This is a genomic window from Burkholderia sp. Bp9142 (genome assembly GCF_003853415.1).
In the GTDB taxonomy this organism is placed as follows: Bacteria; Pseudomonadota; Gammaproteobacteria; order Burkholderiales; family Burkholderiaceae; genus Burkholderia.
On record NZ_QTPP01000054.1, the window covers coordinates 1 to 23,551 of the forward strand.

Below are 23,551 nucleotides of genomic sequence, written 5' to 3' on the forward strand. Positions count from 1 at the left end.
CGCCCGCTTGCGGGCGCGTGACTGCGGAGTGGAGGAAGCCGCCTGCGCGGCTTCCGGCGGGACTCGAAGGGCTGCGCTCCGCCGGTCGCGCCGCTACGAGAAATTCGCGATTGCATCCGCCCGAGACTGCGCTATCGTGGCGGAATGCGTTCTTGACCCCTGCGCGATGCTCGATCCGACCGACCTGCGATTGCTGTATCAGCTCCGGCCCGCGGAGCCTGGCGATTTTCCGTTCGCCGAGGCGCTGACGCACGGCAACATGGGCGGCTATTACAAGCGCCACGGACTTGTCTGGCGCAGCGACCTGTTCTATGCGAGCTGGCGCGAATCCGAAAACTTCATCCTCGAAGCCGACGGCGAGCGCATCGGCGTGCTGCGCGTGACCGAGGAGGGCGATTCGCTGCACATTCGAGACGTGCAGATCGCAGCCGGTCATCGCGGGCAGGGCGCCGGCACCTACATGCTCGACATGTCGCATCGCTGGGCACGCGCCCGTGGGCTGCACGAACTGCAGTTGCGCGTGTTCGTCGACAATCCGGCCGCGCGGCTCTACCAGCGGATGGGCTACAGCGTCACCGGGCCGAGGCTGGCGCAGCTCGGCTCGATCCGTCACATGGTGCGTCCGGTCTGAGCGTGTAACGACGCGGCGACGGTCAGCGGGCGGCGCCGATCGCGTCGTCATCGGGGGCATCGTCCGCCGCGATGCGGTCTTCCGCGCCGCGGTGCTCGTAGCCGCGCAGCATGAATGCGCGCGGGCTTTCTCCGAACGCGCGCCGGAACATCGCTGAAAACGCACTCTGGCTCTGGTAGCCGAGCTCGCGCGCGATATGCGACAGCGGACGCCCCTGGTTCAACAGCGGGATCGCGCGCGCGAGCAGCGCCTGCTGTCGCCACTGCGAAAAACTCACGCCCAGTTCCTGCTTGAAGAGCCGCGAAATCGTGCGCGTGCTCGCGCCGACCTCGCTCGCCCAGTGTTCGAGCGATTCCGCATGCGCCGGTTGCGCGAGCACCGACTCGCACAGCATGCGCAGCCGCTTCTCGTCGGGCATCGGCACTGCGAGCGGCAGCGGTTCGGCGCGGCTCAGCTCGTCGAGCACGAGCCCGCACAACAGCCGCTCGCGTGCGTCGCTCAGGTCGCGCGCGTCGAGCGCGACGATCAGTTCGCGCAGCAAGCCCGTCACCTCGACCACCCGGCATGCGTCGAGCCCGTCCGGCACGATCGACTCGTCGATATACAGCGTGCGCAAATACGCCTCCTCGACGATCACGACCTCGTGCGTGATGTGCGGCGGCACCCAGATCGCGCGGGACGGCGGCACCATCCACGTCGTCCCGGTCGTCGCGACGCGCAGCACGCCGCGCGACGCATACGCGAGCTGCGCCCATGCATGCGTATGCAGCGGGATCCGGCGGCCGGCATCCACCTGCCGCGCCCGGACGCGCATCGGATGGACGCGGGTCGGCGCGAACTCGGGCGGGATGTCGATGACGTCGTAGGGGTTCGATGCGTCGGCTTGGGCAGGCGGATTCATGGACGATTCGGTCGGCGCGGCGGCGATGCCGTTATTTTAGAAGGCGCCGCGCGGGCGCATGCGGCGGTTTTTCGGCCGATAATGCACCGTTCAAATGAACTTTGTATGGGGCCCGTGCGCATTCCGGCCAGGCAGCAAGCCTGGGCTCTGGCCTGCACAGCGCGTCGTGCCGAAAAGAACCATCGGGCCGCGATCGCGGTCTACCCGTGCGGGCGCGTTTCCGCGCGAGCGGCGCCAACGGACGCCGGTGCCCGCGGCGCGGCCGCGACGGCCCGGCACGGCAACACCTGAATCGAAGAGGAGAACCACGATGCGCTACGTATTCGTCTACGGCACGTTGAGAGCGGGAGAGGCCAACGACATCGGCCATGCGGCCGCGCGGCACGGGATCGCCGCGCCGACGCTGCTCGGTGCGGCCGCGCTGCCGGGCGAACTGTATGATTTCGGCACCTACCCGGGCATGGTCGCCGGGGCGGCCGGCCAGTCGCTCGTGTGGGGCGACGTCTACGAGATCGACGAGCAGCTGGTGCCCGTGCTCGACGAGATCGAGCGCGTCTATCCAGGCGTCGACACGCTGTTCCGGCAGGAGCCGGTGACCGTCGAACTCGGCGGCCGTACGTACGCGTGCGTCTACTATCCGGTCGCCGCGCACGCGGCAGCCGACCGTCCGCGCATCGCGTCGGGCGACTGGGTTCAGCACCGGCGCGAGCGGGAAGCCGCCTGAGCGCCCGCGTGGCAAGCCGCCGCGCCGCAAAGGAAAAAGCGCCCCGCGGGGCGCTTTTTTTCATGCCGCCGGGTCGTGCGACCGGCGGCGGGCAGGACGGGGGCGACCCGGTCTGGCAGGACCCGGCCCGCGTCGTCAGATTTCCTCGTACAGCGGCAGCGTCAGGAATTCGGTGAAGCCTTCCGACGTCGACATCTGTTCGAAGATCGCCGCGGCACGCTCGTACGGCTGCGTGTTGCCGCCGACCGAACGCTTCACGTTGTCGAGCTCCGCCTGCGCGAATGCGCGCACGAGTTCCGCGGTAACCTTGCGGCCGTCGTCGAGCACGCCCTTCGGCGAGCGGATCCACTGCCACACCTGCGAGCGGGAGATTTCGGCGGTGGCCGCGTCTTCCATCAGGTTGTGGATCGGCACGCAGCCGTTGCCGTCGAGCCAGGCGCCGAGATAGTGGATGCCGACGTTGATGTTGTTGCGCAGGCCGGCTTCGGTGATCGGCGCCTCAGGCTGGAAGTCGAGCAGGTTCTTGCCTTCGATCTGCACGTCGTCGCGCTGCTTCGCGATCTGGTTCGGCTTGTCGCCGAGCACCTTGACGAATTCTTCCATCGCGATCGGCACGAGGCCCGGGTGCGCGACCCAGCCGCCGTCGTAGCCGTCGGTTGCGTCGCGCTGCTTGTCCGAGCGCACGCCGCCCATCGCCTTGTCGTTCGCTTCCGGATCGTTCTTGATCGGAATCAGCGCGCTCATCCCGCCGATCGCCGGCGCGTTGCGCTTGTGGCAGGTCTTCAGCAGCAGCAGCGCGTACGCACGCATGAACGGCACCGTCATCGTGATCTTCGAGCGGTCGGCCAGGCAGAAGTCGCGATCGTTCTTGAACTTCTTGATCGCCGAGAAGATGTAGTCCCAGCGGCCGGCGTTCAGGCCCGAGCTGTGTTCGCGCAGCTCGTACAGGATCTCGTCCATCTCGAACGCGGCGAGGATCGTCTCGATCAGCACCGTCGCGCGGATCGTGCCGCGCGGCACGCCGACCGCTTCCTGCGCCGCGACGAAGATGTCGTTCCACAGGCGCGCCTCGAGATGGCTTTCCATCTTCGGCAGGTAGAAGTACGGGCCCGAGCCGCGCGCGATCAGTTCCTTCGCGTTGTGGAACAGGAACAGCGCGAAATCGAAGATGCCGCCCGACACGCGCTGGCCGTCGACCGTCACGTGCTTCTCATCGAGGTGCCAGCCGCGCGGACGCACGATCAGCGTCGCGACCTTGTCGTTCAGCTGGTACGACTTGCCGTTCTGCTCGAGCGAGATCGTGCGGCGCACGGCGTCCTTCAGGTTGATCTGGCCGTCGATCTGGTTCGTCCAGCTCGGCGCGTTCGAATCCTCGAAGTCCGTCATGTACGAGTCGGCGCCGGAGTTCAGCGCGTTGATGATCATCTTGCGCTCGACGGGGCCGGTGATCTCGACGCGGCGGCATTGCAGGTCGGCCGGCAGCGGCGCGACCTTCCAGTCGCCTTCGCGGATCGCCTTCGTATCGGCCAGGAAATCGGGGCGTTGGCCGGCGTCGAGGCGCTTGGTGCGCTCGACACGGGCTTGCAGCAGCACCTGGCGGCGCGGCTCGAACGTGCGGTGCAGCGCCGCGACGAGTGCGAGCGCTTCCGGTGTCAGGATCGCTTCGTAACCCGGCTTGATGTCGCCGGTGATCGCCATGCCTTGCGGCAGCGTGATCGGGGTGCTCATGAGTCTCATCTCCTTGGTCGGTCAGTTGCGGTTTCGGTGAAAGAGGAAGGCGGCAGCGCCGCGAACGTCATGCGCCCGGGCCGGGGCGCGCGCGGTTTGCGGGTCTGCCGGACGGAGCCGGGGTGGCGAGGAATGCGAGCAGATCGGCCATGCCGCTGCCGGTGCCGTCGGGTGGCACGCCGAGTTCCTCGGCGGGCGCGCCCGTGCGGTTGAGCCAGAACGTCGTGTAGCCGAACCAGGCGGCCCCCGCGACGTCCCAGGCGTTCGACGACACGAACACGATGTCGCGCGGGTTCGCGCCGAACGCGGCGGTGCCGAGTGCATAGACGGCAGGACTCGGCTTGTACGCGCGCACGGTGTCGGCCGACAGCACGCGATCGAACAGGCCGGACATGCCGGCGCTCTTGATCGCGATGTCGAGCATCTGCGGGTTGCCGTTCGACAGGATCGCGAGCGGCGGGCGCGGCTCGAGCGCGCGCAGCTTGCGCAGCGCGGGCACCGTGTCGGGATAGGTGGACAGGCACGCGTATTCGTCCATCAGCCGCTTCTCGGCCGCGCTGTTCAGCGCGAGGCCGAGTACGCGTGCGGCGAACCGCAGCGCGTCGAGCGTGATGTCGCGAAACGGGCGATAGCGGGCGCCGGCCGGATCGGCGAGCGTGCGCAACTGCGAATATTCGATTTGCTTGCGTCGCCACAGCTGCGACAAGCGGTCCCCGTGACCGGGAAACATCTGCTCTGCCGCGGCCACGACCGCATGCACGTCGAACAACGTGCCGAATGCGTCGAAGAGGATGGCGTCGGGAGAGGAGAGTGTCGTTGTGGCCGACATAGCCTTGCGCTCCAGTTTCAGAGGTCGGGTCGATTCTATTCGTGATCACATGTACTAAAAAAGACGCTAATCATCACTTGATCTTTTACTTTCATATACCTAATCTTGAGCCGCTTAAGCTATTTGAAGGGCGGGAACGTCGTTCTTTCGAGTCATGGACCGGTTCAAACAGATCGAAACGTTCGCCGCGGTCGCGGCGAAGGGCAGCCTGTCGGCGGCCGCTCACGCGGAAGGCGTCGCGCCGGCGATCATCGGCCGCCGCCTCGACGCGCTCGAGGAGCGGCTCGGCGTCAAGCTGCTGGTGCGCACGACGCGCAAGCTCACGCTGACCTTCGAGGGCTCGGCCTTCCTCGAGGACTGCCAGCGGATCATCAACGACATGCAGAACGCGGAGGCGAGCGTGTCCGCCGGCGGTGTGAAGGCGAGCGGCCACCTGCGCATTTCCGCGCCGGCCGGCTTCGGGCGGCGCCACGTCGCGCCGCTCGTGCCCGAGTTCAGCGGCGCGCATCCGGACGTATCGGTCACGCTCGACCTGTCCGACCGGATGGTCGACCTCGTCAACGAAGGGTTCGATTGCGCGGTGCGGCTCGGCGAACTGCCCGATTCGTCGCTGGTGTCGCTGAAACTCGGCGAGAACCGGCGCGTGTGCGTCGCGTCTCCGGCGTATCTCGAGCGGCGCGGCACGCCTGCCACACTCGCCGAACTCGCACGCCACAACTGCCTCGCCCTTGCCGCGAATGCGAACCAGCAGCGCGGCTGGGCGTTCCAGGAAGACGGCAAGGTCGTGTCGATTCGCGTGAACGGCACGATGGAATGCTCGGACGGTGCGGTGCTGCACGAGTGGTGCCTTGCCGGCTACGGCCTGGCATGGCGATCGTGGTGGGAGGTCGGCGACGACATCGCGGCGGGCCGCCTTGTCAGCGTGCTCGATGCGTTCGCCGCGCCGCCGATCGGCATCCACGCGGTGTTTCCGCAGCGCCGCCACCTGCCGCTGCGCGTGCGGCTGTTTCTCGATTACCTGAAACATACGTACGAGCGGCCGGGGTATTGGGGCGAGTAGGGCGCGCCCGCCCGCGCGTTTCCGATATGAGGGCGAACCCGCTGACGGCGCCGGTCGCCCGGTTTCGCGCACTACAATCGAAACTGGCATGCGCGACGCGCCGGGGCCGGCTCGCATGGGTTCGCGGCGCGCGCGGTGCGTCTGACGCAGGAGGGCGCGATGTTCCGGCACATCCTCGTTCCAACCGACGGTTCCGAACTGTCGCAGAAGGCAATCGACGGCGCGATCGATCTGGCGCGTGCGGTCGGCGCGCAGGTCACGGCCTATGCGTGCCTGCCGCAGTATCCGTACTCGCCGTTTTCCGAAGTGATCATCGAGCCGCCCGCCGATTTCCGGGCGCGCAGCGAGCGTGAGGCGCGAGCACACCTCGACGAGGTGCAGGCGGCCGCGAAGGCGGCCGGCGTCGTCTGCGACAGCTGGACGAGCGTGCATCCGTCGCCGTACCTCGGCATCATCGAAGCGGCGGAACGCGGCGGCTGCGACGTGATCTTCATGGCGTCGCACGGACGCCGCGGGCTCGGCAGCCTGCTGATCGGCAGCGAAACGCAGCGCGTGCTGACCCATACGAAAATTCCGGTGATCGTCTATCGGTAGCGGCGACGTTGTCCCTGGCCGCGCGAGCGGCAGCTCGGCAGCACCGCTGAAAAAAGGCGCGCCGGACGAAGCCGGCGCGCGTCATGGCTGGCGGCCGCAGGCCGCGCGGCGGGTCGCGCGGATCACCGCGCGCCTGCCGTCTCCTCCCTGATTATTGTTCCGTGCCGCCGGCGCGCGTTACGCGACCTTCTTGCCGTCGAAGAACTGTTCGTCTTCGGTCGAGCCGTGCAGCGCGGTCGTCGATGCTTCGCGCTCGACCGTCTGCGTCACCGCGTCGAAGTAGCCGGTGCCGACTTCGCGCTGGTGCTTGACGGCCGTGAAGCCCTTGTCGGCCGCCGCGAACTCGGCCTGCTGCAGTTCGACGAACGCGCTCATCTGCGTGCGGGCATAGCCGTGCGCGAGGTTGAACATCGAGTAGTTCAGCGCATGGAAGCCGGCCAGCGTGATGAACTGGAACTTGTAGCCCATCGCGCCGAGTTCCTTCTGGAACTTCGCGATCGTCGCGTCGTCGAGGTTCTTCTTCCAGTTGAACGACGGCGAGCAGTTGTACGACAGCATCTTGCCCGGGAACTGCTTGTGGATCGCCTCCGCGAACTTCTTCGCATACTCGAGATCCGGCTTGCCCGTTTCGCACCAGACCAGGTCGGCGTACGGTGCGTACGCGAGGCCGCGCGAGATCGCCTGCTCGATACCCGGCTTCGTGCGGAAGAAGCCTTCGACCGTACGCTCGCCCGTCAGGAACGGCTTGTCGTTGTCGTCGATGTCGGACGTGATCAGGTCCGCCGCTTCCGCGTCGGTCCGCGCGACCAGCACGGTCGGCGTGCCCATCACGTCGGCCGCGAGGCGCGCCGCCGACAGTTTCGCGACGGCTTCACGCGTCGGCACGAGCACCTTGCCGCCCATGTGGCCGCACTTCTTCACCGACGCGAGCTGGTCCTCGAAGTGGACGCCCGATGCGCCCGCCTCGATCATCGCCTTCATCAGTTCGAATGCGTTCAGCACGCCGCCGAAGCCGGCTTCCGCGTCCGCGACGATCGGCGCGAAGAAATCGACGTAGCCTTCGTCGCCCGGGTTCTTGCCTTCCGACCACTGGATCTGGTCGGCACGCGTCAGCGTGTTGTTGATGCGCTTGACGACGAGCGGCACCGAGTTCGCCGGGTACAGCGACTGGTCCGGGTACATTTCGCCCGCGACGTTCGCGTCGCCGGCCACTTGCCAGCCCGACAGGTAGATCGCCTTGAGGCCGGCCTTCACCTGCTGCATTGCCTGGTTGCCGGTCAGCGCACCGAGCGCGTTGACGAACGGCTCTTCGTTGATGAGGTGCCACAGCTTTTCCGCGCCGCGCTTGGCCAGCGTGTGCTCGACGACGATCGAGCCGCGCAGGCGAACCACGTCCTCAGCCGTGTAGCCGCGCTTGATGCCCTTCCAGCGCGGATCGGTTTCCCATTGCTTTTGCAGTTCCTGTGCCTGTTGATGTCGCGACATGATGAGCTCCTTGATGCGGTGTGTTGCCTGATGGGTCGAACCGGACGATGGTGATGCTGTTCTCGAAGCGGGGCGGGACGCGTGCCGTTTCGTGAAGTCTTGTATAAGAGTCTAGGCAAACCGATCGCGATGAAACAGGGGCTGTATCAGGAAGTTTGAAACTTTTTAATCTTTATTAATCAATTGGTTGTGGATCTTATTTCACAATAAGAAACAATTTTTCCCATCTCGCAATCACAAGGTTGTGCCGCGCAGCATGATTTTTTACGACGCAAAAAAATTTTCCGCATCGTGAAATTTGGTGCGGGACGAAAAAAAACCGGCGCGGGTGCGCCGGTTTGCCGGATGGGCGGGGCGGCCGGAGGGCCGCCCGGGCGTGCTTACGACGCCGAGTTGCCGCGGCGCGGGCCGCTGCTGCGCTGGCCGTCGCGACGCGGGCCGCCGCCGTCGCGGCTGCCGCCCGGCTTGCCGCTCCAGCCGCCGCCATTGCCGCCGCCGTAGCTGCGGCCGTTGCCGCCGTAACCGCCGCCCGGCTTGCCGCCGAAACGACGACCGCCGTTACCGCCGCCCGGACGGCCGCGGCCGCCGGTGCCGCGATCGTTGCGCGGGGGCGCCTTGCGCGGCTCGAAGCCTTCGATCACGTTGACCGGCAGCGGCGAGCGCACGAAGCGCTCGATGCGCTTGAGCGCGCCCTGTTCGGCGTGGTGCACGAGGCTCACCGCGGTGCCCGAACGGCCGGCCCGGCCCGTGCGGCCGATACGGTGCACGTAGTCTTCCGCGAACTTCGGCAGGTCGTAGTTGAACACGTGCGTGATGCCCGGGATGTCGATGCCGCGGGCCGCGACGTCGGTCGCGACCAGCACGCGCACGCGGCGCTCGCGCAGCGCACGGATCGTGCGGTTGCGCGCGCCCTGCGGCAGGTCGCCGTGCAGTGCCGCCGACTCGAAGCCCGCATCGGCGAGACGGCCGGCGAGCTGGTCGGCGTCGATCTTGGTCGCCGTGAAGATGATTGCCTGGTCGAGTGCGTCGTCGCGCAGCAGATGATCGAGCAGGCGATCCTTGTGATCGCGGTCGTCGACGTAGTGCACGGTCTGCGCGATGTTCGCGCGCGATTCGAGGCGCTGCTGGATCTCGATGCGCTCCGGATCCTTCAGCAGGCGGCTCGTCAGCGAACCGATCTTGCCGTCGAGCGTGGCCGAGAACAGCATCGTCTGGCGCGACTCGGGCGTCGCGGCGACGATCGTCTCGATGTCGTCGATGAAGCCCATGTCGAGCATGCGGTCGGCTTCGTCGAGCACGAGCATCTTCAGCTCGGACAGGTCGATGCGGCCGCGCTCGAGGTGGTCGAGCAGGCGGCCGGGCGTGGCGACCAGGATCTCGGGGTTCTTCGCGAGCAGCATCAGCTGCTGGCCGTAGGCGACGCCGCCGAGGATGCTGACGGTGCGCAGGCGCTTCAGGTGCTTGCCGTAGGTCGACGCGGCCGTGGTGACCTGCATCGCGAGTTCACGGGTCGGCGTCAGCACGAGCAGGCCCGGGCGGGCGACGGGCTGCGGGCGGCGCGCACGGCGGTCGCCCTGGTTCGGGTCACGCGGCGCACGCGGTTGCTGCGCCTGCGTCTTCTGGAGCTGCGCGAAACGTTCGATCGCGGGCAGCATGAATGCGGCCGTCTTGCCCGAACCGGTCGGGCTCGATACCAGCAGGTCCCGACCGGCGATGCCGGCCGGAATCGCGCGCTGCTGGACCGGCGTCGGCTTGGCGTAGCCGGCGGCCTGCAGCGCGGAGACGATCTCCGGCGACAGCCCGAGCGACGCGAAAGTCGGCTCGTCCGACGCCGGTTCGACTGCGGCCGGTGCGGCGGCGTCGAGACCGAGCGCCTGGTCGGCGATCGCGTTGAGCGGGCTGGTGTTGATGCTCGAAGTCATAACAATCCTTGAAACACAGTGGGTGAAACGTCGGCGCCAATCGCGCATACCCAAGTCGTCGGATTCAGCGAGCAAATCGGGAAACGGGTGCAATCCGCCGAACCGTCGGCGGATGAGGCATTAGAAGCTGTTTTGGGTGCGGCGCGCTTCTGGAGCGGGGCCGCCAGCCTGATAAGTGACGACCGCGAGGGTCGAAGCAGGAGGGGACAGGTTCTAAACCGGATTGGAGCTTAACGCTACGAGGCGTCGGGCCGGAACGGCTTGCGAGCCGAGCGCGGAGGTGACGCAGGCCGCATTATAAAGAAATTTGCTGCGCTGCGCCACTGATTTGATTGCCTATTGCGGCTGGAGGGGCAGGTCAGGACGCCGTGCCGTTCTTCAGCGATTCGACGAGCTCGATGTACTGCTGCTTCGCCGCATCCTGCGACGTGCCTTTCAGCGCATCCCACGCGTCGTACTTGTACTTGCCGACGATGTCGGTGAAGCCCGGCTTGTCGCCGTGCGCGTCGCCGTCCGTCGCTTGCTTGAAGAGCGCGTACAGGCGCAGCAGGGTCAGGTTGCCCGGTCGCTCGGTCAGTTGCTTGACGTCGACCTGGGCCTGGTCGAATTGGGCGGTGAGTTCGCTCATCGTGTGTCTCCGTAAGGGTTTCAAGTCGGCCGATCTTAACAAGCGCAACGCTGCGCGGGGTCGAGCGATCCTTCCAAACCGCCGGTGGCGCGGCGCGCGCACCGCGATCGGGTTCGATCGCCCGTGGGAGCGGGGCGCCGCATTACAATGTCGGCCATGACGCAAACAGTGCTCCTCGCCATCGATACGTCGACCGAATATTGCTCGGTCGCGCTGCTGCGCTCGGCTCAGGCCGATGACGCCGTTTCCCACTCCCAAGCCTGGGTCCGCCACGAACTGACGGGCGCCGTGTCGAGCACGCGCGTGCTGCCGGCCATCCAGGAGCTCTTCACCGAATCCGGCCTTTCGTTCGCCGACTGCGACGCGATCGCGTTCGGTGCGGGCCCCGGCTCGTTCACCGGCCTGCGTACCGCGACCGGCATTACCCAGGGGCTCGCGTTCGGGCGCGGGCTGCCGGTCGTGCCGGTCAGCACGCTGCTCGCGTGCGCCGAGCACGCGCGGCTGCGCGCGCCCGGCACGACGCGCGTGCTGGCCGCGCTCGATGCGCGGATGGACGAAGCGTACTGGGCCGACTTCGCGTGGGACGACCAGGCGGGCGACTGGCGCACGCTGCATCCGGCGTCGCTCGATGCGCCGGGCGCCGTCGGCGTGCCCGACGTGCCGTTTACGCTCGCGGGCAACGCGGCTGCCGCGTTCGGCGCGCTGTTGCCGGCCGCCGCCGCGGCAGCCGTGATCGACGGCGACGCGCTGCCGCATGCGCTGGCGGTCGCGCATGCCGCGCTGCGGGCGTTCCGCGCCGGCCGTACGGTGCCGGCCGACCAGGCCGCGCCGGAGTACGTGCGCGACAAGGTCGCGCAGACCACCGCCGAGCGCCTCGCTGCGCGCGCGGCGCAGACGGGCGGAACGAAAGGATGACGGGCGTACTGTTGAGCGACCGCTATTTGTCGCCGATGACCGACACCGATCTCGACGAGGTCGTCGCGATCGAGCAGGTCGCGTACGAATTCCCGTGGAGCCGCGGCAACTTCGAGGATTCGCTGCGCAACGGCTATTTCGGCGTATGCCTGCGGCACGTGACGGGCGCGCTCGTCGGCTATAGCGTGCTGATGCCGGTGATCGACGAGATGCACCTGCTGAACCTGTGTGTCGCCCCGGCCGCCCAGCAGTCGGGCGCGGGCCTCGCGCTGCTGCGCGAAGCCGTGCGGATCTCGCGCGCGGAGCGGCTCGACGGCGTGCTGCTCGAGGTGCGGCCGTCCAATCAGCGCGCGATCCATCTGTACGAGCGCTTCGGCTTCGTGACGATCGGCCGGCGCAAGAACTACTATCCGGCGCGGCATCGCAGCCGGGAGGACGCGATCGTGATGCGTCTGACGCTGAACAAGGACGAAGGGGACGTGCATGGCGTGGGCTGAAGCAGCGCTCGAGGAAATGGGTCTCGCGCAGATCTGGGTGCGGCGCGGGCAGCGCGCGGAAAGCGCTGAGGAGGACGCCGCGCCTGCTGCGGCTTCCGGCGCGGCGGACGACGTGTCCGCCGTTGCGGCCGCAACCGTCGCGGCAGCGCCGCGGCCGGTGGTGGAGCAGCCTCGTGACGCGCAGCCGTCCGCGACGCGCGCGCTCGCACGTGACGATACGCCGCCGGTCGGCGGAACCCGCGATGCGGCTCGGGCCGGCGAAGCGGGTGGAGCGCCGCGTGCCGCGATCGACGACGATCGTGCGTCCGTCAAGCCCGCGCCGGCCGCCGCGGACGACATGCCGCCGGTCGCCGAAGACGATTTCGCCTGGTTCGACGCGGCGCCGCCCGGCGATCCGCTGCCACCGGCCGAATCGCGTCCTGCCGCGACGCCGGTGGCGATGCTCGACTGGGATACGCTCGCCGCTCGCGTCGCCGAGTGCACGAGCTGCCGCCTCTGCGAGAAGCGCACCAATACCGTGTTCGGTGTCGGCGATCGTGAAGCGGACTGGATGCTGATCGGCGAAGCGCCGGGCGAGAACGAGGACAAGCAGGGCGAGCCGTTCGTCGGCCAGGCCGGCAAGCTGCTCGACAACATGCTGCAGTCGCTGGCGCTCAAACGCGGCGACAACGTCTACATCGCGAACGTGATCAAGTGCCGGCCGCCCGGCAACCGCAATCCGGAACCCGACGAGGTCGCGCGCTGCGAGCCGTACCTGCAGCGCCAGGTCGCGCTCGTGAAGCCGAAGCTGATCGTCGCGCTCGGCCGCTTCGCCGCGCAGACGCTGCTGAAGACGGACGCGAGCATCGCATCGCTGCGCGGTCGCGTGCACACGTACGAAAGCGTGCCGGTGATCGTCACCTACCACCCTGCGTACCTGCTGCGCAGCCTGCAGGACAAGTCGAAGGCGTGGGCCGACCTGTGCCTGGCGCGCGATACGTTCCAGCGGGCCGGAGACGCCGACGCGAACGGGCCGGCCGGACAATGACGCGCGGCGCGGCGCTCGCGTTCGTCGATACGCTGCGCGATGCCGCGGTCCGCGATCTGGGCTGGCTCCTCGCGAGCCCGAGCCTGCTCACCGCGGCGCCCGGCGCACCGCTCGCGCACCCGTGGTCGGATGCGGTCGAGCGGGTGGCCGTCGAAGCATGGCTCGTCGCGCTCGATGCCGCGCCCGAGCCGCTGCACCGCGCGCTCGACGGGCTGCGGCCCGTGCGGCTCGGCCGTTATGCCGAATGCCTGCTCGAATATTTCCTCACGCACGGGCCGTCGCTGCGGCTCGTCGCCGCCAACCTGCCGCTGCGCAGCAACGGCAAGACGCTTGGCGAGGTCGATTTCCTCGTCGATGCTCCGGGCGGGCAGCGCCTGCACTGGGAACTCGCGGTGAAGTGCTACCTGTGCGCGCCGGTGCAGGGCGGCGCATCGCTCGCGGACTTCGTTGGTCCGAATCTCGTCGACCGCCTCGATCGCAAGCGCAGCCGGCTGCTCGAGCATCAGCTGCGGCTGAGCGATCGCCACGGGTTTGCGCTGCTCGGCTACGGTGCGCCGTCCGATGCGCAAATGTTCATCAAGGGCTGGCTGTTCTATCCGCACGGCGTGCCGCTGCCGCCGGTCTCCGCGGAAATCGCGGCCGATCATCCGCGCGGCTTCTGGCTCACGCATGCGCAGTGGCCGGCCTGGGCGGCCGCGCAACCCGACGGTGCGGCGTGGAGCGTGCTGGCGCGCCTCGCATGGCTCGCGCCGCGGCGGATGGCGGCCGATGCCGCGCCCGAACCGCTGGCGCATTCGCTTGCGCTGCCCTCTGTATTGACGGCGCGCCAGGCGCCCGCGCTGATCGGCGTCCATCGACAGGACGCCGGCGGCGTATGGCGGGAGATGGCGCGCGGCTTCATCGTGCCGGACGACTGGCCGGCGCGCGCGCAGGCGTTTGCCGCGCAGGACCACTGACGCCGCGTCAGCCGGCGTTTACCACCAGCGATGGAAGTGATGGACCGGGCCGACGCCGTGGCCGACGTCGAGCCGGCCGCTCGCGGCGATCGCGCCGGTCAGGTAGACCTTCGCTTCGCGTACCGCGCTGTCGAGATCGGGCTGCTGCGGCAGTAGCGCGGCGATCGCCGACGACAGCGTGCAGCCCGTGCCGTGCGTGTTGCTGGCCGGCACGCGGGTGCCGTCGAACCGCACCGTATGCGTCGCATCGACGAGCCAGTCGGGGCTCGCTGCCGCGTCGGGCAGGTGGCCGCCTTTCATCAGCACGGCGTGCGCGCCGGTCTGCAGCAGCGCGTGGCCCTGCCGGACCATGTCGTCTTCGGTCGTCGCGGGCGTATCGCCGAGCAGGGCGGCCGCTTCCGGCAGGTTCGGCGTGACGACGGTCGCGAGCGGCAGCAGCGCGTCGCGCAGCGCATCGACGGCGTCGGGCGCGAGCAGCGCGTGCGAACTCTTCGAAATCATCACCGTATCGAGCACGACGAAGCGCGGCGCGTAACGCCGCAGCGCGTCGGCCACCGCGTGCACGATCGCCGCGTTCGCGAGCATGCCGATCTTGACCGCGTCGATGCGGATGTCGTCGAACACCGCGTCGAGCTGCGCGGTCACGAACGCGGCGTCCGGCGCGTGCACGCCGCTCACGCCGCGCGTGTTCTGCGCGGTCAGCGCGGTGATCACGCTCGCGCCGTACGCGCCGAGCGCGGAGAAGGTCTTGAGGTCGGCCTGGATACCTGCGCCGCCGCCCGAGTCGGAGCCGGCGATCGTCAGGACGTTGGGTATCGGGTGCGTCATGATGGCAAGGCGCCGGTGCGAAGACCGGCGCCGACGGACGGAAACCGGAAGTGTAGCGTCAGTGCCGCGATTCGCCGATCAGCGCGACCGAGTCGAACTGACGCTGGTTCGCCTGGTGGCGGCGCATCACGAGCCACATCGTCAGGCAGACGAACGTGCCGAACAGCACGATCACGACGCCGACCGGCACGTCGAGCCAGACCAGCACCGCATACAGGCACAGCATCACGAGCACCGACAGGTTCTCGTTGAAGTTCTGCACCGCGATCGAGTGGCCGGCCGACAGCAGCACGTGACCGCGATGCTGCAGCAGCGCGTTCATCGGAACCACGAAATAGCCCGACAGCGCGCCGACGCAGACCAGGAAGATGTACGCGACGATCAGGTACACCGGCATGCGCAGGTGGCCGAAGTGCACGGCCCAGTGCGACGGGAACAGGTCGCGCGTGTAGAACGCCATCAGCATGACCGCGATGCCCATGATGATGCCGACGGGCAGGACAGTGAGCGACTTCTTCAGCGGGATTCGCGCGGCGGCGGCGATCGCGCCGCCCGCGACGCCGACCGCCACCACGGCCTGCAGGATCGCGCCTTCGGACAGCGACATGTTGAGCGAGACTTCGGCCCACTTCAGCACGATGAACTGCAGCGTCGCGCCCGCGCCCCAGAACAGCGTCGTGACCGCGAGCGAGATCTGGCCGAGCTTGTCGCGCCAGAGCACCATGAAACAGTCGGCGAAATCGGTGAGGAGCTTGACCGGGCCGCGCTCCTGCTTCGGGTAGCGCGCGCCGGTATCGGGAATCCGCAGGTTGAAGATGGCGGCGATCACGTAGATTGCCATGATGATCGCCATCGCTGCTTCGGCGGGCGTGCTGATCCAGGCGGGCGTGTGCGCGATCACGTGCGACGCGATGTGCGGGCTGATCAGCGCACCGCCGAGCACGGTGCCGAGGATGATCGAGCTGACAGTCGTGCCTTCGATCCAGCCGTTCGCGGCGACGAGCCGGTCGGCCGGCAGCAACTCGGTCAGAATGCCGTATTTCGCGGGCGAGTAGGCCGCGGCGCCGAACCCGACGATCCCGTACGCGATCAGCGGGTGGGCGCCGAACAGCATGATCAGGCAGCCGACCACCTTGATCGAGTTGGTGATGAACATCACGCGCCCCTTCGGACGCGAATCGGCGAACGCACCGACATAAGCCGCCAGCACCACATAGGACAACACGAAGAACAGCTTGAGCAGCGGTGTCATCCAGTTGGGGGCGTGGAGGTCTTTCAGCAGGGCGATGGCGGCGATGAGAAGCGCATTGTCGGCCAACGACGAGAAAAACTGCGCGGCCATGATGGTGTAAAAACCTTTTTTCATCTGATGCGATGCTTTCGTCGCTGCGGCAGGGCCGCGTAGGCCGCCTAGTATGCGATCGGCTTATTCCGTTCGAAATGGGTTGTGCGCACGGCTTTATAACATGAAAATACGCCAGTTCGGACTAGCAAGATTCCCCGATCGTTCCGCAAATTGTCGGCTTCAGTGCTCAAAAGGCGCGGTAAGCTGATGATTCGCAAGCGTCTTTACGTAAATTTCCCATGCCGCGCCCGATCTCCGCCACCATCCATACCGCCGCTCTCGCGAACAATCTCTCCGTCGTCCGCCGGTTTGCCGGCCCGTCCAAGGTCTGGGCGGTCGTCAAGGCCAACGCGTACGGCCACGGTCTCGCGCGTGCGTTTCCGGGCCTGCGCGGCACCGACGGCTTCGGCCTGCTCGACCTCGACGAGGCCGTGAAGTTGCGCGAGCTCGGCTGGGCCGGCCCGATCCTGCTGCTCGAAGGTTTCTTCCGTTCGACCGACATCGACGTGATCGACCGCTACAGCCTGACGACCACCGTCCACAACGACGAACAGATGCGGATGCTGGAGACGGCGCGGCTGTCGAAGCCCGTCAACGTGCAGCTCAAGATGAACAGCGGGATGAACCGGCTCGGTTACACGCCGGAAAAATATCGCGCCGCGTGGGAGCGTGCCCGCGCGTGCCACGGCATCGGCCAGATCACCTTGATGACCCATTTTTCGGACGCCGACAACGCGCGCGGCGTCGCCGACCAGCTCGCGACATTCGAGCGCGGCGCGGAAAACATCGCCGGGGCGCGCAGCGTCGCGAATTCGGCGGCCGTGCTGTGGCATCCGGATACCCACTTCGACTGGGTGCGGCCGGGGATCATGCTGTACGGCGCGTCGCCGTCGGGGCTGTCGGCCGATATCGCCGACTCGGGGCTGAAGCCCGCGATGACGCTCGCGTCCGAGCTGATCGCGGTTCAGACGATCGCGAAGGGGCAGGCGATCGGCTATGGCTCGACGTTCTCCGCGCAAACGCAGATGCGCATCGGCGTCGTCGCGTGCGGCTACGCGGACGGTTATCCGCGCGTCGCGCCCGAAGGCACGCCGGTGATCGTCGACGGGATCCGCACGCGGATCGTCGGGCGCGTGTCGATGGACATGATTACCGTCGACCTGACCCCGTGCCCGCAGGCCGGTGTCGGCGCGCGGGTCGAGCTGTGGGGCACCGCGCTGCCGATCGACGACGTCGCGCGCCATTGCGGGACCATCGGCTATGAACTGATGTGCGCGGTCGCTGGCCGCGTACCGGTGCGCGCGGAATAAGGGCAGTTCGCGTGGCCAAACAGAAAACCGTCTACGTCTGCAGCGAGTGCGGCGGACAAACCCCGAAGTGGCAGGGGCAATGCCCGTCGTGCCAGGCCTGGAACACCCTCGTCGAATCGGTCGCCGAGTCGCCGGCCGCCCATCGCTTCCAGTCGCTCGCGAAGCGGGCGCCGGTGCAGCGGCTCGTCGACATCGAGGCGGCCGACGTGCCGCGCTTCTCCACCGGCATCGGCGAATTCGATCGCGTGCTGGGCGGCGGGCTGGTGCCGGGAGGCGTCGTGCTGATCGGCGGCGATCCGGGCATCGGCAAGTCGACGCTGCTGCTGCAGTCGCTCGCGGACATCGCGAACGAGCGGCGCGCACTCTATATCAGCGGTGAGGAATCGGCCGCGCAGATCGCGTTGCGCGCGCAACGGCTCGCGCTGCTCGATGGCGGCGCGCCGGCGGCCGAGCTCAAGCTGCTCGCGGAGATCCAGCTCGAGAAGATCCAGGCCGCGATCGACGCGGAACGCCCGGACGTCGCCGTCATCGACTCGATCCAGACCGTCTATTCGGAAGCGCTGACGTCGGCGCCCGGCTCGGTCGCGCAGGTGCGCGAATGCGCGGCGCAGCTCACGCGCATCGCGAAGCAGTCCGGCACCGCGATCATCATGGTCGGACACGTGACGAAGGAGGGCAACCTCGCGGGCCCGCGCGTGCTCGAGCACATCGTCGACACGGTGCTGTACTTCGAGGGCGACACCCATTCGTCGTTCCGGCTCGTGCGCGCGTTCAAGAACCGCTTCGGCGCGGTCAACGAGCTCGGCGTGTTCGCGATGACCGAGCGCGGGCTGCGCGGCGTCGCGAACCCGTCCGCGCTGTTCCTGTCGCAGCACGAGCAGGTCGTGCCGGGCTCCTGCGTGCTCGTCACGCAGGAGGGCACGCGCCCGCTGCTCGTCGAAGTCCAGGCACTCGTCGACACGGCGCACGTGCCGAACCCGCGCCGGCTCGCGGTCGGCCTCGAGCAGAACCGGCTGGCGATGCTGCTCGCTGTTCTGCACCGGCACGCGGGCATCGCGTGTTTCGACCAGGACGTGTTCCTGAACGCGGTGGGCGGCGTGAAGATCACCGAGCCGGCCGCCGACCTCGCGGTGCTGCTCGCGATCCATTCGTCGATGCGCAACAAGGCGCTGCCGAAGGGCCTGATCGTGTTCGGCGAAGTGGGGCTGGCAGGCGAGATCCGGCCGTCCCCGCGCGGGCAGGAGCGGCTGCGCGAGGCGGCGAAGCTCGGTTTCACCGCCGCGCTGATCCCGAAGGCGAATGCGCCGAAGCAGCCGATCGAAGGGCTGAATGTGATGGCCGTCGAGCGGATCGAGCAGGCGATCGACCGCGTGCGCGATCTCGAATGACCGGGCGTGGCCGGCGCCGTGCGTGCCGGCCGGCCGCGATGTGTCGCGTAATTCGCTGTAAAGAATATGTAGGCTTCTGTAACCCGCCGGACATCGCTTTTCCCTATCCTTTGCCGGGTTGTCGAACCGCGCAATGCGAAGGGAACCTATGTTGAAACAGTATGGGGAAGCGCCGAGCGGACGCCTTTACAACCTGCGCGGATGCCGCGTATCGGAGCCGATCGTCCAGCCGTGGGGCGGCGGATGCCGGATCGTCGAGTGGATCGACGACGAAGGGCGTCTCGCGCGCCGGGTCGTGTCCGAGGACGTGACGGAAGCGGAGGTCGCCGCGGCGATCCGCCGGCCGACCGAAGGGCGCCGTCACCTGATGAGCGATGACGAGCAGATGCCGCGCGATACGTTGCCGCGGCGTTGAACAGAAGTCGGGTTTGGCATACGGCCGACCTGAAAACGACAGCCGAATCCACGACAAAGAGGCCGGGCCAGGGCGCCCGGCCTTGTCGTTTCCAGGCCTGGCACGGCAGGCGGGGTCGCGGCACGTTCACGCCCCCGCGGATGCCGCGCTGCCGATCAAGCGACCGGCTGGTGGCGCCCGGGCCGCGTTCAGCCGATCTGCTCGAGCTCTTCCTGGACGGCGAGCCAGTCGGCCTCGACCGTCTCGAGCCGGGTATTGACCTCACCGAGCTTGCGGATCGCCTCGGTCAGTTCCGTCTTGCGCGCGGCCTCGTAGCTCGCCGGATCGGAGACGAACGTGTCGAGGCGTGCCTTCTCCGCGTGCAGCGTTTCCATTTCCTTTTCGAGCTTCGTGATGCGGTTCTGCAGCGGCTTCTTCAGTTGCGACAGGCGCTGGCGCTCCTCGGCCGCCTGGCGCTTCTGATCCTTGCGGTTGATGCCCGGATCCGCGCCCGCCGCGGCCGCGCTGTCGGCCTTCGCGGCCGCGCGCTGCTCGGCGGCGTGCTGCAGCAGCCAGTCGCGGTAGTCGTCGAGGTCGCCGTCGAACGGCTGCAGACGGTGCTTCGCGACCAGCATGAACTGGTCGGTGGTTGCGCGCAGCAGGTGGCGGTCGTGCGAAACGAGGATCAGCGTGCCTTCGAACTGCGCGAGCGCCATCGTCAGCGCGTGACGCGTTTCGAGGTCGAGGTGGTTGGTCGGTTCGTCGAGCAGCAGCAGGTTCGGCTTCTGCCAGATGATCAGCGCGAGCGCAAGCCGTGCCTTCTCGCCGCCGGAGAACGGGCCGACCGGGCTCGTCGCCATGTCGCCCGAGAAATTGAAGCCGCCGAGGAAGTCGCGCAGTTCCTGCTCGCGCGTATCCGGTGCGAGCCGTGCGAGATGCGCGAGCGGCGAATCGTCTTCGCGCAGCGTTTCGAGCTGGTGCTGCGCGAAATAGCCGATCGTCAGCCCCTTGCCGTCGCGCACGTGGCCCGACAGCGGCGCGAGCGTGCCGGCCAGCGTCTTGATCAGTGTCGACTTGCCCTGGCCGTTCGCGCCGAGCAGGCCGATGCGCTGGCCGTTCTGGATCGACAGCGCGACGCGCTCGACGATCGGGATGTCGGTGCCGTCGTCGGCATGGTAGCCGCAGCGGACGTCTTCCATCACCATCATCGGGTTCGGCGCGGCGTCGGGCGTGCGGAATTCGAACGTGAACGGCGACGCGATGTGCGCGGGCGCGATCAGTTCCATCTTCTCGAGCGCCTTCATCCGGCTCTGCGCCTGCTTGGCCTTGGTCGCCTTCGCCTTGAAGCGGTCGACGAAGCTCTGCAGGTGCTCGATCGTCTTCTGCTGCTTTTCGTATGCGTTTTGCTGCAGCGCCAGTTGCTGCGCACGCAGTACCTCGAACTGCGAGTAATTGCCGCCGTAGCGCTTCACCTGGCGATTTTCCAGGTGCAGCGTGACGTTGCAGATCGAGTCGAGGAATTCGCGGTCGTGCGAGATCACGACGAGCGTGCCGGCGTAGCGGTGCAGCCAGTCCTCGAGCCAGACGATTGCGTCGAGGTCGAGGTGGTTGGTCGGTTCGTCGAGCAGCAGCAGGTCGGAGCGGCACATCAGCGCCTGCGCGAGGTTCAGGCGCATGCGCCAGCCGCCGGAGAAGCTGGCGACCGACTCGCGCGTCTGCGCGAGCGTGAAGCCGAGGCCGAGCAGCAGCGCTTCGGCGCGCGCCGGTGCGGTATAGCCGTCGGCGTCGGCGAACGCCGCGTGCGCGTCGGCTTCGGCCGCGCCGTCATGCGCGGCCGAGGCGGCGGCGATGCGCGCTTCGATCTCGCGCAGCGCGGTGTCGCCGTCGAGCGTGTAGTCGAGCGCCGAACGGTCGACCGCGGGCGTTTCCTGAGACACGTGGGCGATCCGCCACGACGGCGGCATCGAGAAATCGCCGGCGTCGGAATGCAACTCGCCGCGCAGGACCGAGAACATCGTCGATTTGCCGGCGCCGTTCGCGCCGATCAGGCCGGCCTTCTCGCCGGGATTGAGCACGAACGAGGCCGACTCGAACAGCGGCTTGGTGCCGCGCGCAAGGCTGAACTGATTGAAACGGATCACGGCGGGAATGACTGACCAAAACCGCTATTCTAGACTGCGCGCGCGTCGCTCCGGATATCGGCCGAACGGCCGGTGTCGCAGCGGCGCGATTTCGCCTAGACTCCACGTCGATCCGGTTTCGTAAAAGGAGTGCCCGATGTCCACCCTGTATTCCTTCAGCGCCGAGACGCTCGCCGGTGAGCCGGCGTCGCTCGATGCGTATCGCGGCAAGGTGCTGCTGATCGTCAATACCGCGAGCGAGTGCGGCTTCACGCCGCAGTATGCGGGCCTGCAGAAGCTGTACGAGCAGTACGCGGCGCGCGGCTTCTTCGTGCTCGGCTTTCCGTGCAACCAGTTCGGCAAGCAGGAGCCGGGTGACGCCACGCAGATCGGCGCGTTCTGCGAGCGCAACTACGGCGTTACGTTCCCGATGTTCGCGAAGATCGACGTGAAGGGCGACCACGCGCATCCGCTGTACCGCTACCTGACCGACGAGGCACCCGGCATCCTCGGTCTCAAGGCGATCAAGTGGAACTTCACGAAGTTCCTGGTCGACCGCGACGGGCGGATCGTCAAGCGCTATGCGCCGTCGACGAAGCCCGAGGAAATCGCCGCGGATATCGACAAGCTGCTGTAACGCCGTGAAGTGGCGAGCGGCCGTCCGGACCGAACCGGTCACAACCGCGGCGGCGGGCCGAACGGTGCGAGAGCGTGCGCCGCCATGCGGGCGGCGCGCGGGCGGCGTTCGCGCGAGCGCTACAGGATCGGCGCGAACAGGCGCGCGACGTGCATCGCGATGCGCCGCCACGCGGGCGAGTGCCGATACTCGTTCGCATCGACCTCGTAGGCCTGCGCGAAATCGGCATCGAGCATCGCCTCGACCTCGCCGGCGAACGTGCGATCGACGGTCAGCACCATGATTTCGAAGTTCAGCCGGAACGAGCGGTTGTCGAGATTTGCGCTGCCGATCGCGGCGGCGATGCGGTCGATCAGCACGACCTTCTGGTGCAGGAAGCCGGGCCGGTAGCGGAACACCTTGACGCCTGCGTCGACGAGATCGCGCGCATACAGCTTCGACGCCTCGAACACGACGTAGTGGTCGCGCCGGCTCGGGATCAGGATGCGCACGTCGACGCCGCGCATCACCGCGAGCTTCAGCGCGGCGATCACCGCTTCGTCGGGCACGAGGTACGGCGTCGTGATCCAGACCCGTTCGCGCGCGGCGTTGATCGCCTCGACGAAGAACAGCGAGCCGGTTTCCTGCTTGTCGGCCGGCCCCATCGGCACGGCGAGGCAATGCATCGCGTCGTCGGGCAGTGCCTCCGGCGGCGCGGCGGGCGGCGGCAGCGTCTGCGTGGCCCAGTGCCAGTCTTCGGCGAACACGTACTGAATGCTCGCGACCACCGGGCCGCGGATCTCGATATGGGTGTCGCGCCACGGCGACAGGCGCGGGTTCGCGCCGAGATACTCGACGCCGACGTTGTGTCCGCCGACGAACGCGCGATTGCCGTCGACGACGACGATCTTGCGATGGTTGCGGAAGTTGAGCTGGAAGCGGTTGACGAACTTGCGGTGGGTGGCGAACGGATGGACCTCGACGCCGCCGCGGCGCAGCGTGTCGACGTAGCCGTGCGGCAGGTCGAAGCTGCCGATGCTGTCGTACAGCAGGTAGCAGCGCACGCCGGCCGCCGCGCGTGCGAGCAGCGCGTCGAGCAGCATCTGGCCGAGCGCGTCGTCGCGCACGATGAAGAACTGGACGACCACGTAATCGCGCGCGGCGTCGATCGCCGACAGGATCGCCGAGAAGGTCGCCTCGCCGTTGACGAGCGTGCGCACCGCATTGCCGCCGACGAACGGCATCCCGCCGAGCCGCGTGAGCGCGAGCACGGCGGCCCGGCCGATCGCATCGGCGGCCGGGCCGTCGGTTGCGTCCGCATCGAGCCACCGCGCGCGCGGCGTGTGCGTGCGTAACGCTTCCATCTCGTGGCGCCGCGCGTCGACGTAGCCGGAGAACTTGCTGCGGCCGAGGAACAGGTAGGGGATGAGCGTCAGGTACGGCATCGCGGCGAGCGACACGGCCCACGCGATCGCGCCTTGCGACGTTCGCGTGTTCATGATCGCGTGACACGCCGCGATGATCCCGAGCACATGGATGGCCAGGATCAGGGTGCCGAGATGTAGCCAGTCGAGGGTCATAGGCGCGTGACGGACTCCTGAAGTCGTGCGGCGCGACAGCCGCTACGCGCATCTTACCCAACCGTGCGGGACA

Annotated in this window: 22 protein-coding genes; 12 read left to right on the forward strand and 10 right to left on the reverse strand. The window is 67.8% G+C overall.

Annotated elements, in window-relative coordinates; all coding sequences use genetic code 11:
* Window positions 1-166 precede the first annotated feature (166 nt).
* The gene (locus DIE22_RS34825; protein WP_124501657.1) at window positions 167-631 is read left to right on the forward strand and encodes a GNAT family N-acetyltransferase; all 465 of its coding nucleotides are present in this window, start codon (window positions 167-169) and stop codon (window positions 629-631) included.
* Window positions 632-653: 22 nt separating this feature from the next.
* Here DIE22_RS34825 and DIE22_RS34830 read toward each other — a convergent pair whose 3' ends face one another.
* Window positions 654-1,532: a helix-turn-helix domain-containing protein gene (locus DIE22_RS34830; protein ID WP_124607242.1), complete on the reverse strand. Its 879-nt coding sequence runs from the start codon at window positions 1,530-1,532 to the stop codon at window positions 654-656.
* A gap of 310 nt (window positions 1,533-1,842) precedes the next feature.
* Here DIE22_RS34830 and DIE22_RS34835 point away from each other — a divergent pair, with 310 nt between their 5' ends.
* Entirely contained in the window at window positions 1,843-2,256 is a 414-nt protein-coding gene (locus DIE22_RS34835) for a gamma-glutamylcyclotransferase (RefSeq protein WP_124607243.1), read from the forward strand.
* A gap of 135 nt (window positions 2,257-2,391) precedes the next feature.
* Here DIE22_RS34835 and aceB read toward each other — a convergent pair whose 3' ends face one another.
* Together aceB and DIE22_RS34845 are read right to left on the reverse strand one after the other, a co-directional pair.
* Window positions 2,392-3,984, reverse strand: a complete 1,593-nt coding sequence (gene aceB / locus DIE22_RS34840) for a malate synthase A (RefSeq protein WP_124607244.1) — start codon at window positions 3,982-3,984, stop codon at window positions 2,392-2,394.
* A gap of 67 nt (window positions 3,985-4,051) precedes the next feature.
* Window positions 4,052-4,813 (reverse strand): haloacid dehalogenase type II, encoded by a 762-nt coding sequence (locus tag DIE22_RS34845; RefSeq protein ID WP_124501661.1) that lies wholly within the window; start codon window positions 4,811-4,813, stop codon window positions 4,052-4,054.
* A 154-nt stretch (window positions 4,814-4,967) separates the two neighbouring features.
* Between DIE22_RS34845 and DIE22_RS34850 the strand changes: the two genes are divergently transcribed.
* Together DIE22_RS34850 and DIE22_RS34855 are read left to right on the forward strand one after the other, a co-directional pair.
* A complete protein-coding gene (locus tag DIE22_RS34850; RefSeq protein WP_124501662.1) occupies window positions 4,968-5,873 on the forward strand; it encodes a LysR family transcriptional regulator in 906 nt (301 codons plus the stop codon).
* A gap of 159 nt (window positions 5,874-6,032) precedes the next feature.
* Window positions 6,033-6,467: a universal stress protein gene (locus DIE22_RS34855; RefSeq protein WP_006755353.1), complete on the forward strand. Its 435-nt coding sequence runs from the start codon at window positions 6,033-6,035 to the stop codon at window positions 6,465-6,467.
* Between the two features lie 177 nt (window positions 6,468-6,644).
* Here DIE22_RS34855 and aceA read toward each other — a convergent pair whose 3' ends face one another.
* The 3 genes from aceA to DIE22_RS34870 all read right to left on the reverse strand — a co-directional run bounded on the left by aceA (window position 6,645) and on the right by DIE22_RS34870 (window position 10,502).
* The gene (gene aceA / locus DIE22_RS34860; protein WP_124501663.1) at window positions 6,645-7,952 is read right to left on the reverse strand and encodes an isocitrate lyase; all 1,308 of its coding nucleotides are present in this window, start codon (window positions 7,950-7,952) and stop codon (window positions 6,645-6,647) included.
* Between the two features lie 380 nt (window positions 7,953-8,332).
* Window positions 8,333-9,874 (reverse strand): DEAD/DEAH box helicase, encoded by a 1,542-nt coding sequence (locus tag DIE22_RS34865; RefSeq protein ID WP_124501664.1) that lies wholly within the window; start codon window positions 9,872-9,874, stop codon window positions 8,333-8,335.
* Window positions 9,875-10,232: 358 nt separating this feature from the next.
* Window positions 10,233-10,502 carry an acyl-CoA-binding protein gene (locus DIE22_RS34870; RefSeq protein WP_096507307.1) on the reverse strand — a complete coding sequence of 90 codons (270 nt, stop codon included), beginning with the start codon at window positions 10,500-10,502 and terminating at the stop codon, window positions 10,233-10,235.
* A 147-nt stretch (window positions 10,503-10,649) separates the two neighbouring features.
* Here DIE22_RS34870 and tsaB point away from each other — a divergent pair, with 147 nt between their 5' ends.
* From tsaB to DIE22_RS34890, 4 genes are read left to right on the forward strand one after another with little or no spacing between them, the layout of a single operon-like run.
* On the forward strand, window positions 10,650-11,417 hold the full coding sequence (gene tsaB / locus DIE22_RS34875) for a tRNA (adenosine(37)-N6)-threonylcarbamoyltransferase complex dimerization subunit type 1 TsaB (RefSeq protein WP_124501665.1): 768 nt from the start codon (window positions 10,650-10,652) through the stop codon (window positions 11,415-11,417).
* Window positions 11,414-11,914 carry a ribosomal protein S18-alanine N-acetyltransferase gene (gene rimI, locus DIE22_RS34880; protein ID WP_124501666.1) on the forward strand — a complete coding sequence of 167 codons (501 nt, stop codon included), beginning with the start codon at window positions 11,414-11,416 and terminating at the stop codon, window positions 11,912-11,914. The genes tsaB and rimI overlap by 4 nt, the downstream gene beginning before the upstream one ends.
* Window positions 11,901-12,941 (forward strand): uracil-DNA glycosylase, encoded by a 1,041-nt coding sequence (locus tag DIE22_RS34885; protein ID WP_124501667.1) that lies wholly within the window; start codon window positions 11,901-11,903, stop codon window positions 12,939-12,941. The genes rimI and DIE22_RS34885 overlap by 14 nt, the downstream gene beginning before the upstream one ends.
* A complete protein-coding gene (locus DIE22_RS34890) occupies window positions 12,938-13,897 on the forward strand; it encodes a DUF1853 family protein (protein WP_124501668.1) in 960 nt (319 codons plus the stop codon). The genes DIE22_RS34885 and DIE22_RS34890 overlap by 4 nt, the downstream gene beginning before the upstream one ends.
* Window positions 13,898-13,915: 18 nt before the next feature.
* Here the strand turns inward: DIE22_RS34890 and thiD are convergent, their stop codons facing one another.
* Window positions 13,916-14,725, reverse strand: a complete 810-nt coding sequence (gene thiD / locus DIE22_RS34895) for a bifunctional hydroxymethylpyrimidine kinase/phosphomethylpyrimidine kinase (RefSeq protein ID WP_124501669.1) — start codon at window positions 14,723-14,725, stop codon at window positions 13,916-13,918.
* Between the two features lie 58 nt (window positions 14,726-14,783).
* Entirely contained in the window at window positions 14,784-16,091 is a 1,308-nt protein-coding gene (gene lplT, locus DIE22_RS34900) for a lysophospholipid transporter LplT (protein WP_124501670.1), read from the reverse strand.
* Window positions 16,092-16,309: 218 nt separating this feature from the next.
* Between lplT and alr the strand changes: the two genes are divergently transcribed.
* From alr to DIE22_RS34915, 3 genes are all read left to right on the forward strand, one after another.
* Window positions 16,310-17,380 carry an alanine racemase gene (gene alr, locus DIE22_RS34905; RefSeq protein ID WP_124501671.1) on the forward strand — a complete coding sequence of 357 codons (1,071 nt, stop codon included), beginning with the start codon at window positions 16,310-16,312 and terminating at the stop codon, window positions 17,378-17,380.
* Between the two features lie 11 nt (window positions 17,381-17,391).
* Window positions 17,392-18,768, forward strand: a complete 1,377-nt coding sequence (gene radA / locus DIE22_RS34910; protein ID WP_124501672.1) for a DNA repair protein RadA — start codon at window positions 17,392-17,394, stop codon at window positions 18,766-18,768.
* Between the two features lie 148 nt (window positions 18,769-18,916).
* The gene (locus DIE22_RS34915) at window positions 18,917-19,183 is read left to right on the forward strand and encodes a DUF2866 domain-containing protein (protein ID WP_124501673.1); all 267 of its coding nucleotides are present in this window, start codon (window positions 18,917-18,919) and stop codon (window positions 19,181-19,183) included.
* A 188-nt stretch (window positions 19,184-19,371) separates the two neighbouring features.
* Here DIE22_RS34915 and DIE22_RS34920 read toward each other — a convergent pair whose 3' ends face one another.
* A complete protein-coding gene (locus tag DIE22_RS34920) occupies window positions 19,372-21,303 on the reverse strand; it encodes an ATP-binding cassette domain-containing protein (RefSeq protein ID WP_124501674.1) in 1,932 nt (643 codons plus the stop codon).
* A gap of 136 nt (window positions 21,304-21,439) precedes the next feature.
* Between DIE22_RS34920 and DIE22_RS34925 the strand changes: the two genes are divergently transcribed.
* A complete protein-coding gene (locus DIE22_RS34925; RefSeq protein ID WP_124501675.1) occupies window positions 21,440-21,919 on the forward strand; it encodes a glutathione peroxidase in 480 nt (159 codons plus the stop codon).
* 119 nt (window positions 21,920-22,038) lie between these two features.
* Here the strand turns inward: DIE22_RS34925 and cls are convergent, their stop codons facing one another.
* Complete coding sequence (gene cls / locus DIE22_RS34930) at window positions 22,039-23,478, reverse strand: cardiolipin synthase (protein WP_124501676.1); 1,440 nt, start codon at window positions 23,476-23,478, stop codon at window positions 22,039-22,041.
* Window positions 23,479-23,551: the final 73 nt, after the last annotated feature.